At 69.2% G+C, this 11,541-nt stretch carries 15 protein-coding genes and 3 tRNA genes; 6 read left to right on the forward strand and 12 right to left on the reverse strand.

Annotation, left to right across the window (positions count from 1 at the left end; translation table 11 throughout):
• Positions 1-289: 289 nt before the first annotated feature.
• The 3 genes from BPODLACK_RS20760 (at position 290) to BPODLACK_RS20770 (ending at position 608) form a co-directional block, all read left to right on the forward strand.
• Positions 290-362: transfer RNA gene (locus tag BPODLACK_RS20760), tRNA-Glu, on the forward strand.
• Positions 363-410: 48 nt separating this feature from the next.
• Positions 411-487 (forward strand) — tRNA-Asp (locus BPODLACK_RS20765).
• A 47-nt stretch (positions 488-534) separates the two neighbouring features.
• Positions 535-608, forward strand: a tRNA-Phe gene (locus tag BPODLACK_RS20770).
• Between the two features lie 130 nt (positions 609-738).
• On the opposite strand, the gene BPODLACK_RS20775 is transcribed toward BPODLACK_RS20770, so the two are convergent.
• Positions 739-1,944 carry a site-specific integrase gene (locus tag BPODLACK_RS20775; RefSeq protein WP_159406122.1) on the reverse strand — a complete coding sequence of 402 codons (1,206 nt, stop codon included), beginning with the start codon at positions 1,942-1,944 and terminating at the stop codon, positions 739-741.
• A 157-nt stretch (positions 1,945-2,101) separates the two neighbouring features.
• On the opposite strand from BPODLACK_RS20775, the gene BPODLACK_RS20780 reads away from it, so the two are divergent.
• Positions 2,102-2,365, forward strand: a complete 264-nt coding sequence (locus BPODLACK_RS20780; protein WP_159406123.1) for a helix-turn-helix domain-containing protein — start codon at positions 2,102-2,104, stop codon at positions 2,363-2,365.
• A gap of 61 nt (positions 2,366-2,426) precedes the next feature.
• On the opposite strand, the gene BPODLACK_RS20785 is transcribed toward BPODLACK_RS20780, so the two are convergent.
• The 11 genes from BPODLACK_RS20785 to BPODLACK_RS20835 form a co-directional block, all read right to left on the reverse strand.
• On the reverse strand, positions 2,427-3,047 hold the full coding sequence (locus BPODLACK_RS20785) for a hypothetical protein (RefSeq protein ID WP_159406124.1): 621 nt from the start codon (positions 3,045-3,047) through the stop codon (positions 2,427-2,429).
• A 79-nt stretch (positions 3,048-3,126) separates the two neighbouring features.
• Positions 3,127-3,273 carry a hypothetical protein gene (locus BPODLACK_RS20790; protein ID WP_011723426.1) on the reverse strand — a complete coding sequence of 49 codons (147 nt, stop codon included), beginning with the start codon at positions 3,271-3,273 and terminating at the stop codon, positions 3,127-3,129.
• A gap of 81 nt (positions 3,274-3,354) precedes the next feature.
• Positions 3,355-3,504, reverse strand: coding sequence for a hypothetical protein (locus BPODLACK_RS20795; RefSeq protein WP_159406125.1), 150 nt, complete (start codon positions 3,502-3,504; stop codon positions 3,355-3,357).
• Positions 3,505-3,528: 24 nt separating this feature from the next.
• Positions 3,529-3,828: a hypothetical protein gene (locus BPODLACK_RS20800; protein WP_159406126.1), complete on the reverse strand. Its 300-nt coding sequence runs from the start codon at positions 3,826-3,828 to the stop codon at positions 3,529-3,531.
• Between the two features lie 17 nt (positions 3,829-3,845).
• On the reverse strand, positions 3,846-4,478 hold the full coding sequence (locus tag BPODLACK_RS20805; protein WP_159406127.1) for a hypothetical protein: 633 nt from the start codon (positions 4,476-4,478) through the stop codon (positions 3,846-3,848).
• A gap of 20 nt (positions 4,479-4,498) precedes the next feature.
• A complete protein-coding gene (locus BPODLACK_RS20810) occupies positions 4,499-5,059 on the reverse strand; it encodes a hypothetical protein (protein ID WP_159406128.1) in 561 nt (186 codons plus the stop codon).
• Between the two features lie 66 nt (positions 5,060-5,125).
• The gene (locus BPODLACK_RS20815) at positions 5,126-6,241 is read right to left on the reverse strand and encodes a DUF2637 domain-containing protein (RefSeq protein ID WP_159406129.1); all 1,116 of its coding nucleotides are present in this window, start codon (positions 6,239-6,241) and stop codon (positions 5,126-5,128) included.
• Positions 6,242-6,546: 305 nt separating this feature from the next.
• Positions 6,547-6,882, reverse strand: coding sequence for a chromosome partitioning protein (locus tag BPODLACK_RS20820; RefSeq protein WP_159406130.1), 336 nt, complete (start codon positions 6,880-6,882; stop codon positions 6,547-6,549).
• An 89-nt stretch (positions 6,883-6,971) separates the two neighbouring features.
• Positions 6,972-7,796, reverse strand: coding sequence for a hypothetical protein (locus BPODLACK_RS20825; protein WP_236577739.1), 825 nt, complete (start codon positions 7,794-7,796; stop codon positions 6,972-6,974).
• Between the two features lie 13 nt (positions 7,797-7,809).
• Positions 7,810-9,849, reverse strand: coding sequence for an FtsK/SpoIIIE domain-containing protein (locus BPODLACK_RS20830; protein ID WP_159406131.1), 2,040 nt, complete (start codon positions 9,847-9,849; stop codon positions 7,810-7,812).
• A 6-nt stretch (positions 9,850-9,855) separates the two neighbouring features.
• Positions 9,856-10,845: a hypothetical protein gene (locus BPODLACK_RS20835; RefSeq protein WP_236577740.1), complete on the reverse strand. Its 990-nt coding sequence runs from the start codon at positions 10,843-10,845 to the stop codon at positions 9,856-9,858.
• A 247-nt stretch (positions 10,846-11,092) separates the two neighbouring features.
• Between BPODLACK_RS20835 and BPODLACK_RS20840 the strand changes: the two genes are divergently transcribed.
• Together BPODLACK_RS20840 and BPODLACK_RS20845 are read left to right on the forward strand one after the other, a co-directional pair.
• The gene (locus BPODLACK_RS20840) at positions 11,093-11,302 is read left to right on the forward strand and encodes a helix-turn-helix domain-containing protein (protein ID WP_064847807.1); all 210 of its coding nucleotides are present in this window, start codon (positions 11,093-11,095) and stop codon (positions 11,300-11,302) included.
• Positions 11,299-11,523, forward strand: a complete 225-nt coding sequence (locus BPODLACK_RS20845) for a hypothetical protein (RefSeq protein ID WP_159406133.1) — start codon at positions 11,299-11,301, stop codon at positions 11,521-11,523. Before BPODLACK_RS20840 ends, BPODLACK_RS20845 begins: the two co-directional genes overlap by 4 nt.
• The last annotated feature ends 18 nt before the right edge of the window (positions 11,524-11,541 follow it).

Genomic DNA, 11,541 nt, shown 5'->3' on the forward strand with positions numbered 1-11,541 from the left:
AAGCGCTACATCGCCCGCGAAGTGTTCCGCGACCTCACCACCGACCTCGGAACCCTTGACAAGCTATAGGACCGTCTTGTTGCGAGGCCTTCGAGGCTCGTCGCTATCGCTCCTCGCACCTCAGGCAGCGGGAGGTTCGGGCAGCTGTTCGGGACGTTCCGTACGTGGTCTCCAGGCGTCCTGCGCAGATGCATCAGAAATGGCCGTTTTAGGCCTCTGACCACCCGATTTGTGGTTTGCTCGAAACCTGTCATAAGCTATGCGAGCTCCCAGCGGAGAAGCGAGACCGGCCCCCTTCGTCTAGCGGCCTAGGACGCCGCCCTTTCAAGGCGGTAGCGCGGGTTCGAATCCCGTAGGGGGTACGCCTGGATGGCACTCGGCAACGAGAGTCGGACAGAACAATTAAACAAGGCCCTGTGGCGCAGTTGGTTAGCGCGCCGCCCTGTCACGGCGGAGGTCGCGGGTTCGAGTCCCGTCAGGGTCGCCAGAGATGACCGGCGCATTCGGTTCTACCGGATGCGCCGGTTGTCTTAGGGCCAGGTAGCTCAGTTGGTACGAGCGTCCGCCTGAAAAGCGGAAGGTCGCCGGTTCGATCCCGGCCCTGGCCACTCAAGAACCACCTGGTGACGGGTGGTTTTTCGTGTCTCTGGGGCGGGTGCTGGCAGGGCCCCGATGACCCAGAGTGACCCATTCCAGATTTAATCGCCGACGCGGTGACCCCGATGACCCAGCCGGCGGTCACTCCGAAGAGGCAGCGTCCGGCTTAGCGGTCGTGATCGAGTTGAGCACCGCGGCGGCATCAGCGAGCGCGTCGTTCGTCGAGTGCGCGTACGTGCGCAGCGTGAACCCGGCGTCTTGATGCCCGAGCCACGCCGCGATGACCACGACCGGCACACCGCGCATGTGCATCAGCGTCGCGCAGGAGTGCCTCGCGTCGTGCAGGCGAACGTGTGGGAGTCCGGCGTCGCTCAGCGCCGACTTCCACGCCTTCGTCAGTGTGTCCGGGTGAGGCGGGCTGCCGAACTCGTCCACGACAACGAGTCCGGAGTCCTGCCACTTTGAACCGAGCGCGAGGCGAAGCTCCCGCTGCCGCTTCCGCTCCGCCCGCAGCGCACGGGCGAGATCGTCCGGCATTGGCAGAGTCCTGGTGCTGGTCTTCGTCTTCGTCGCGCCGGTGACGCTGCCGCCCGAGACCGCGAGGCGCGCAGCGGAGATCGAGACGGTGCCCTTGTCGAAGTCGATCGAGTCCCAGTCGAGCGCGAGGATCTCACCGCGGCGCAGCCCGTACACCGCGAGCTGCCACGCGATCCCGAATGCATCGCCCGCCGTCGCCTTCAGCAATGCGGTCACCTGCTCCGCGGACAGCGTGTGCATCGTGGACTTCTCGGTGGGGAGACTCTTCACGAGCGCAGCGGGGTTACGGACCACGATGCCCTGCGCCATCAAGTCATCGAAGATCGATCGCGCCCTTGCCAGCATTGGGTTGATCGAGGCTGGTGCCCATGGGGCGCGGACCTGCTTCTTGTTCTTGATCAGCTTCTCCGGCGCGTGCCAGGTGCCCATGCGGCTCGTGCCGTCGCGCAGCGCAGTGACTACCTTCTCTATGTCGGCCTTCGTCACCTGCTGCACGGGCCGATCACCGAGAGCGTCGACCAACGGCCGCAGCGACGTGATGTACGCCGACACCGTCTTCGGCCGGATGCGCTGCCCGATCAGCCACGAGTCCACAGCCTGGCGCACCGTGATCTCGCTCGGCGCGACGTGCGTCCCGTGACCGAGTTCGGAGACGACAGTGCTGCGCCACTTCACCGCGGCCTCGACCGTGTCGAACCGCTTCTTGTGCTGGAACCGCGAGCCGTCGGGCCGTTGCCCGTGCACCCGCACCTCGTATCTGCGGCCGGCGCTCGTCTCTACTACCTTTACCCAGTCGGGTCTGCGTGCCATGCACTGAGCCTCTCTTGAGGCACGGCCATTTGCATTGTCAAAAGGACGACACGCCGAGATGTAGACGAAGAACCAGGGAGCACTCAGCGCGACACGCCGAAAAGTACGCGATTCCGTCTCAGTTGGAGGCGTCCGTTTCTCGTGGTGCGATTGCAACATGAACGAGAGCACGACTCCCGACATCGCCGCCGCGCTCGCCACTCTGCTGGCCGCGGTCGGCCAGAACCAGCCCAACCAGACGCCGGCACCGGTCACCATGTTGACCGTGTCGGAGACCGCCGAGCTGCTCCGCTGCAGCGAGTCGCTGATCTACGCGCAGCTGCGTGACGGCAGACTCCGCGGGGTGAAGGTCGGCCGGCGTCGCCTGATCCCGAGCGCCGAGATCGACCGCCTCATCTCCGGCGACATCGCCGCGGCGTAGGCCCCGAACAGCAACGCACCCCGTCACTCGCAGTGAGTGGCGGGGTGCGTTGCGTCGTGAGTCAGGCCGCGGCCTCGATCGCGTGAACCGCTCCCATGACCGCGACACGCTCCATGATCACGTGCCACCGATTCCCGACGGACATCGCGAGCGAGGCTCGGGCCGCCTCGTCCAGCTCCGCGCTCCCGGCGGCGGCCACAGGATCGCTCTCGATCACCGTGTCGATCACGGCGGTGGCTGCCGGATCGGTGAGCCCGTCGATACCCTCGGCGAGCCACCGAACGTGGGCTACTGCGAGCGCGGCGGCGAACGCGAGCGTGGCGGTTCCGCTGTTGGGGTCTGTCTCGGTGAGCAGTTCGATCGTCGCGCGGCGGTACATCTGCTCGTCGGCGGTCAGCTCGGGCACCTCCGTCACGGCGGCGAGTGCGGCCACGTCACCCCACACCTCCGTGAGCCAGTCCGAGAGCGTGAGCATCGTGAAGGGCCCGACCTCCACGGCGGCGGCGTGAACCGCCGGGTCCGTGCTCAGCTCGGCGATCAGCTGGCACGCCAGCGTGGTCCCCTCCAACTGCGCACGATGTCGAGCGGCGGCCACTGCCCCGGCGTACGCGGTGACGGCGGCGGGCGCGTCGCTGTCTCGGGCGATGGCGTAGGCGGCGTGACGGAAGGCGTTCTCGTTCATCGTTCTCTCCTTGGTTCCTGTGGCCCGGCGGTCGGGGCCCGGCACCCGCTGAGGCGGATGCCGCACCCGGACGGTCGGCTCAGATGTCGGCGTCGGTCTCGGGGTTGCCGTCGGTCTTGCCGGCGTAGACACCGAACGGATCGCCGGGCGGCACACGCGGTGCGTTTGGATCCGGCGTCCAGATGCGCTGCAGGTTCTCGTCGTGGTTCTCGTTGGGATCGGTCATGGTTCATCTCTCCTGTTTCTGGTCCGGCGGACCGGCCGTCTCCACGTCACGGGGTACGCGGAGCAGCCCCGCTCGTCGGACTCAGCCGGCCGCCGAGGTGCGGTCTGCCTCCAGGGCCGTTCCGAGGTCGGGCATCCAGTCGCCGGCGAGCACCTGGGCGATGCGCACGATCAGGTCAACGGTGCCGGGCTCATCCGGGACATAGGGGTTCTCGGCGTCGGGGTCAGTCATCACTCTTCTCCTTGGTCCGCCGGGTCAGCGACGGCTCGGGTCGGGATCGGTCCGACATCCGGTCACACCGACTGCTCGGGGATCGACCCGCCGCAGTTCGCCACCGTGCAGTGGACCGGCCCAGACCTCGTCGGAGTTGAAGCCGTGGACCACCGTGCTGCAGACGCCGTCCACGCTGGCCTGGTACACCGAGGCCGGCGGTGCGACGCCCTCTTCGTGGCGCGGGAAGAAGTTGTACGTCACGAGAGCTGTGGCGACCACGGCGCCGATGACGAGCAGCGCGAAGTGCGTGATCGGGTCGCCGAGGATGCGCTTGATGTTCATGGCCGTTTCTCCTTGTTTTAGTTCGGGTTCGTGCTCGCCGGGACGCCCGGCACGACTTCTCCCGCCGTGCAGCCATAGCCGTCATGGATTCGAGCCAGCGCGTCGCCGGCAGCGCGCGGTCCGCCGGAGCGGTTGAGGAACCACTCGGTGCCGTCAGCGAGACGGACCCCGACGTTGCAGACCGGGTTCGTGCCGTCGGGGATCGAGTAGATGAAGGGGTGTCCCTTCGCCTTCGCGGCCTCGGCCGCCGTCGTGTCCATCGCCGTGGCGGGAGCCGGTGCGGTGGTAGGCGCGGGCACGGAGCGACCCGAGCAACCCACCTGCGCGAAGTCCGTCTCGAACGCCGCTCCCTCAGGCTTGATCGGGCCGTTCAGGATCCACGGCGCCGCGCCGCCCGGCACGAGGAGCGCCGAGTGGCAGGCCACGCTTGCGCCGTCGGGCAGACCGACGAGGAACGGCCGGCCCGCCTTGAGCGCGGCCTCCGCCGCCGCGCGGTCCATACCGGTCGCGAGCCGGAGCTCCGGCACCGTGACGGTCGGAGCCGTGCTGCTGCTGCTCGGCGCCGAGACGGACTCGGTCGACGTGCAGCCGGTGAGCGCGACGGTGGCTGCCGCCGTCACCATCCCAGCCGCGATGAGCGTGTACTTCATGTTCTTCTCCTTGTTCATGGTCAGTTCGCGACGCGCAGTGCCACGCCGCGCTCGGGGATGTCGTGCGGCAGCTCGAACGTGACGCCCTGGACACGCACGAGGTTGCGGTCGCCGTCGCGCCAGCGGTAGGGCGTAGACACGGTCGGGTCGTCGACAGTGGGGATGTTCGCGAGCTGGTAGCAGGTGCGGTCGCTCGCCGCGCCGGGGTTCGACCGGAACCACCGCTCGTCGTCGCGGTCACGGGTGAGCGCGCCATCGCCGCGGTACAGGGGCCACAGCGCGGCATCCCAGGTGCGGATGTACTGGCATCCGGTGCGGTAGGTGAACGCGTACGGCAGGGCCTGCCGCGCCGCCTCCTCCGCCGCGATCCGGTCGACCGTGCTCGGGATCGAGAGGACGCCGTGGAGTGCGAGCTCGCGCTCGCCGACCTGAGCCTCAGCCTTCTTCACCTCGCGCGCTCCGAATGGGGAGGCCGAGCTGCTCGGTGCCGCGACCGGGTCGGTAGCCGCGGTGCCGCACGCGGTGGTCAGGGTGAGGGCGGCCGCGGCGAGCGCCGCGACCGAGTACTTCTTCGTGCTCATGTTGTCCCTTTCGTGGACGGAGTGAGGGGGGTGCACCCGGGTGTCGGTGGGGTGGGTAGCGGAGGTCTATGCGAAGGCCGGCTCGGCGGCCTCCAGCTCGCGGGCGGCCTTGACGATGCGCTGCACCGCGCTCTCCGTGATCCCGGTGGCCGCGGCGAGTTCGCGGTTCGAGTCGCCGTTTGCCTTCCCGCGAAGCACGCGGTGCACCACGTCGACCGAGGCTGTGGTGCGGCCTGCTTCGACGAGCAGTTCGGCGCGACGCAGGTGCTCCGAGTCGCCGTCTGCGTCGCGATCGGCGACGGTCCGCGTCGAAGGCGACGCAGGTGCATGCGTCGCGGCGGGTCGCGTCGTCGGTACCGCGGTGAGGCGCCGCGACGTGGCCGCTTCGTCGCCGTTGATGGTTTCTGCGTCGCGCGAATCGTCGCTGGTCACGGGGATCTCTTCCGTGTCTGCGTCGCGAAGCGCGTCGCGCTGCATCGCGGCGTGAGTCGCGGGTTCATCAAGCGCCGCGTCGCGAACGGAGTCGGTCTGCGTCGCGGTGGGAGCGGGCGCTGCGTCGCGAACTGACGCGGTCTGCGCCGCGGTGGGTGCGGGCTCTGCGTCGCGCGTCGCCGGGGCTTCGACCGGCTGCGTCACGGGTGCCTCGTCGCGAAGCACGGGCGCGTCGACGGGGCGGCCCGCCGCGATCTGCGTCGCGTCGGCGGGGGCGCTCCGCCACCAGGCGCGCACCCGCTGCGGGAGGGGTACGGCACCGGCCTGCTGCGCGCCGGCGGCGTCCTGCTGCTGTCGCGCCTCCCGCACCAACTCCAAGGAGGACACCGCGATCGTGATGTCCACGATGAGAGGCAGGATCATGGCGACTACCCAGTCGAGACCCAGCAGCAGTGCGAGGTCACGCTGCGTGATGTAGCTGACGACGAAGGCACCCAGGGCGACCACCGCCGCGGCGGCCACCCCCACCCAGTCCCTGCTCCAGTTCCGGGCGCGGGCAGGGCCGCTGACCTGGTTGTGCGTGATCCAGAACAGGAAGACCGGCGGGATCGAGGCGAGCACCGCAGCACCCGCCGCGGAGGCGATGAACGCGTGCCACACGTTCAGCCCGATGGACGTGGCGAGGGACAGGGCGAGGAGGCCCTTCCAGCGCGGCCAGGTACCGGCGGCCTGGGCTCCTGCGTTCTCCATGCTCTTCTCCTCGTCATGTGCCTTGACCTGCGGAAACGGCGGCACCGGCCGGACTGGCTGATCGACGGCCACAGTGGCGGTCCCTGCCGACCGGTCCGGCTGATCGGCGGCCACGGCGCTCGTAGCGGGCGTTGTGGCGGTCCTTGTAGCGCGGGTTGTAGCGGAACCCGGGTTGTGTTTCGGGTCGACCGGACCCTCGTCAGGGGTGTAAACGTGCAGGTCGCGGGTCTGGAAACACATACCCGGACCCTCGGCCGGCGCGTCCGGACCGGTCACCGCGGTAGGCGCTTGTAGCGCGGGGGTGATCATGCGTTTGCCTCGCGTTCGACGCGTGCATCCGCGACCATCTGTGCGACCGCGTGGCGCCCCAGACCGATCCGGTCGGCCAGCGCGCGCTCGGAGACGCCGGCCTCGTGCAGCAGCAGGAGCGTGTGTGCGATCCGGCGCCGGCGTGCCTTCTCGCCGCGCACCCACCGCTCGAGACCGATCAGGGCATCCTCGGCGGAGTATGGATCCTCGGGGTGGGGAGCGAGCTTCTGGCTAGCCACGGTGATGACGACGGAGAGCGCCTTGGCGGCCTCGCGCAGCTCCTCGGTCGCGCGGGCTGCTGCGGACGGATCGTGGGTCACGAAGCGAGTCACGGTGGTTCCTTCCTGCTGGACGGTCTGAGAGTTTGTGTGCGGCACGGTCTTAGAACTGAGGTGCGGATTGCGCGACGGTCGCGCTGTCTTCACGCACGCGCGCAGCCCCCGGTTTCCTGGATTCCGGTGATCGCTTCGGCCACGGCGGCCTCGACCAGGGCCTCGTCGAGCTCCTCGGTGGGCTTGTACTTGCCGACCTCGGCGCGGGCGACGGACCACTTCCCGCTGCCCTCATCGACCAGGTCCGCATGTCGCGCGTGCGCGAGGGGCTGTCCGGCCAGACGGCGCTGCAGCGTGTTCGGATGCACGCCGAGCGCTTCGGCGAGCGACATGCGCCGGACACCGCCGAGCACCAGCGCGGCGAGGACAGGGTCGAGCGCACCATCGAGCTGCTGACGCGACCGGTGCAGGTGCAGCACCGCCTCGAGCGCCTCATCGACCACGGCGGCCTCGGGTACGAGCCCCTGACTCACCGTGCTGATCGGACGGAGAGCCGCGGCGTAGGTACGGCCGAGGCTGCGGGCGGCGCCGATCATCGACTCGCGGGCGGCACGGATGCTGACCCTGTCCTTGCGTCGGAACATGCCGAGGTGCAGCTCCGGCACGGGAACCGCAGTGGGAGCCGAGGCGGCGAGGCGGTCGGTGAGGGTGCTGCTGCGGATCGAGAGGAGTCGGGCCAACTTGGACTCGCGGACCCCGGCGTCGATCAGCACGCGCAGCAGATCGGTCACAGCGGCATCGACGGTGGGTCGCGCGGCGATCAGGTGCAGCGCCGCGGTGAGGGCGGCCTCCACGGTGGGCGGGTCGGCGACGGTGCGGGCACCGATCGCGGTGAGGGGCTGCAGAGCGTCGGCGTGGGTGGTCACGACGCGGTCCGCAGCGCTGATGATCGCAGCGGTGGTGGCCATGGTCATGGAGGTCTCCTGGTCAGTTGAAGTGGCTGTCGAGGTCTAGGACTTCGCCGCCGCTGTCGAACTCCGGGTGCAGCGGGTCGTACTTGAAGTGGGCCGGAATCGGGTTGCCGTTCTCGTCGTCCAGCGGGACAGCCCGGAGCTCGCGCACGGTTGGTTCGGTGCCGTCCTTGCCGGCGTACAAGCTGAGGTCCTGCCAGTTCTCCAGTCCCTCCGGCGGGGCCCAGCCGAAGCGGCGGGTCGACGGCACCTTCTCCAACGCGGCCTTGGTCTCGCGCCAGCTGGCGAGGGTCTCGGCGGGGAGTCCAGCGAACTTCGGATCGGTGGGCTCCTCACCCGGGGTGTAGCCATGGAACGTGCGCACCAATGTGGGCTTGCCCTGGTGATCCATCAGCGCGAAGCCGGGTTGGCCCTCGACGATCCCGGCGGCGACGGCACGGGCCTCGTCCTGCTGGTCGGGCTGGAACAGGCGCTCGATGTGGCCCGATCCGCCGCTACCGGTCTTCGGCTTGCCGGCGATCAGGCGCCAGCCGGCGGACTGACTGATCGATCCGGGCAGCGAGGCGGCCAGAGCGCTCTGCATCACCAAGGTCATGTAGACCTTGACCGACCGGCCCTCCATGTAGATCTTCGAGACCAGCCGGACCAACTCCTTGCCGGCGTTCTGGTCGGCCGTGTCGGTGGAGTTCAGCAACTCGCTGAGCATGGATCCCCACTCATCGACGATGCACCACACGGGTGCGAACGGCGGGTCCGTCACGCCGCGCTGCGACAGGAGCGGAATCAGCGCCTGCCGCTTCTTCATCTCCTGCCGCGCCCACCAGAGCATCCGGCTGATGGCCGTGACCGACGTCGAGACGTTGCGCACGCCGGGCAGGTTCGCGGTGATCAGCTCGCCGCCCTTGGCGTCGCCGATGAGGATGCCGCCCTGCGGCGCGCCGGCGACCTCGATCGCGAACGCCGTGATCGCGGTGCGGACCCAGCGCGACTTACCCGACCCCGGCGAGCCGGCGACGAGTCCCATCGGACGGGTAGCGAGATCGATAGTCACCGTCTCGCCGTCGGCGGTGAGGCCGACGGGCAGGAACACCTTCCGCGCCACCTTGAGAGCAGACTCCGGCGACGTCGGGCGCCACAGCATCGGCGGCCGCAGGGTGATCGCGGTCGGCCACGTGATCTTCTTCTCCGTGTTGAGGCGCACGAGCACCTGCGAGGTACCGACCTCATGCACCGTGACTGCGGTACGGAAGATCGCAGTCAGCTTCGGTACCGCCGCCTCGAACTCGGAGAACGGCTGGGCCTTGAGCATCCGCAGGGTGAACTCCGGACCGGTCGGGCCATTGCTGTCGATGGAGACCACAGTGGGCACGGTGCGCTGGCCGTTCACTACATAATCGAGTCCCGCCGAGGCGAGGATGCGGTGCCGAGCGAACTTGTCGTCGGCGTAGAAGGCTCCGGCAGCGTGCCCCGCGGCGTTCCACGGCGTTGCCGGGTCCGCCCCGACTCGCTTGCGCCAGACTCCGATCAGGTGGCCGCCATGGGGACCGCGACCGGCGAGGACCGTGCCACCGTACTGGCCGGCACCGATCGCGAGTGCTTCGCGCTGGAACGTCTTGATCGCGTCCTCGGGCTTGAGGCTCGGGTCAGTCTCCGCGAAGATGCGCACTCCCGGTCCGTGCGGCTCCGCATGCGCCGGCGCGTTGCAGCCGAACATCTGGCGGCGCCACGACTCGTCGGCGAAGCGCTGGTTCCAGAGGCGCGCAACGCGCTCGGGCGAGTCCTCCGGTTCGGCGGGCGCAGAGGTGACGCTGGTCTCGGGAGCGGGAGGCTCCGACGCCGCGGAGACCCGCCGCGCGAGCTCGACGAGTTCGGCGGCCTCGGAGTTCAGGATCTGCGTCTGCGACGCCTTCGCGGAGAGCTTTCCCTCACCCGCGACGGTCTCGGCGGCGGCCGTGTCGGCACGCCGCGTCTCCTTCTCTCTCTTGGGAGCGGGCTTCGCCTTGCGCTCAGGTGCGGGCTCGGCCATGAGACCCAGGAGCTCGTCGATGTCAGCCATGGACCGTCACCACTTCCAGATGTCGATCGAGGGCTGGTCCGTTGCCGGCGCAGCGGCCTGCTCCGGCTCCACGCGGTTGGTCAGCGTGGTCACGTAGCGACCCGTAGCCGCCTCGCGGACGAAGGGAGTCGCGCGCTCGACGCGGGCCTCGACGACGAGGAAGGGCAGCGCCTTGTCGAGCTGCTTCTCGGCGATGTGCAGACCCGCGGGCTGCACTACCAGCTCCACGTCGCCGTCGTCGTAGCGCACGTTCGTGAGGGTGGCCGACGGGGTAAACGCGCCGTCCTCATCGACCTCTCCGAGGCCTGCCTCCTGCGCAGCGGTCAGCCACGCCGCGGTCGCCCGGGCGAGGCTTCCGTCGCGACTCACCACGGCGGCGAAGGCGGTCCCGGTCTCCCACGGAGTCACCGCACCGAAGGCCGTGTACCGCTGCAGGTCCGTGGGGTCGGTCGACGGCGGTGCGGGGATCACGGGGTCCGGGGTGGGCGGGACCGCACCCATGTTCATGGGGTCGTAGACCTCGCGAGGCGGCATCTGTGCGGCGGCCTCCGCGTGTGCGCGTTGCACCGCGGCGGCATGTGCGGCCTCGGCGATCTGACGACCGCGGGCCTGGGTGGCGGCGGCGCGCTTCTGCTTCTCCTCGGCGGTGTCACGCCGGTTCACGATGACGACCCACACGACGAACGCGACCAGTCCGCCGAAGAAGAGGAACGCGCCCCAGTCTTCGAAGAACGAACTGAACCAGTCGCCGATGCCCCCACCGGAACCGCCGGACGAAGGCGTCGTGGTGGGCGGGGTGTTCACGACGTTGCACAGGCGTTGGAGGTTGTCCGACAGTCCCACGCAGTCCGGATCCGCAGCATCGGCGGCCGCAACCGGCGTGTTGAGCGTCGCGACCGCGAGGGCCGCGAGGGTGAACCCGCAGGTCAGAAGGCTGCGGGCGCCGGGGGACGTGACACTCGCTCGTCGGGAGCTCGGGGCGGGTCGGTTGATCATGTTCACCAGCGTGCAGCGTTCTAAGACCGTCCCGCAATCGGCGAACGCACTGGTCAGAGCCATTTCTGGCGCCTCACGACGGTGTATGGCACCGCGTGGCGACCGATGCCGCGTCAGAAAAAAGTCTCGGGACACGACACGCTCCTGACCTGGGCGTTTCATCTGAGTCGTCGTCTAGTGGCGGCTGGAGCCATAGTTCTGCGGCACACGGCGCCACGAGGCGCACCAACCCGGGGAAAGGACCGAGATGAAGCAGAACAACATCGTGCGGCGGCTGGGCTACCGGCCTCGCGACGTGGTCGAGGCGACGGGCTTCAGCCTGCGCACCGTCCAGCGCAAGATCGCGAGTGGTGAGCTCGTCGCGCACCGGTGTGGAAGCGCGGTGATCGTCTACCCGGAGGATCTCGAGGCCTGGTTGGGCTCGCTGCCGACCGTCGTGGATCGGGCAGCCGCGTGACCACCGACTCCGTGCGCGCCGCCGCCGAGTCCGCGTTCCGCGCTGCCCATCCCGGTGACCGAACCGGTGCCCTGATCGCCGGCTGCCGCGCCGCCGCACGCGTCGCGGACCCTGATCACGTCCGGGCCTTCACCATCGGCAAGCTCGCCGACGAGGAGAAGGCGCGCGCCAGGGAGATCGACTCCTGGTTGGACCTGCACTGGGCGCGGATCGCGCCCTAGATGCGCGAAAGGGCCGGT

Origin of the sequence: Gordonia sp. YY1 (assembly GCF_009872315.1) — a bacterium.
GTDB lineage: Bacteria > Actinomycetota > Actinomycetes > Mycobacteriales > Mycobacteriaceae > Gordonia > Gordonia amicalis.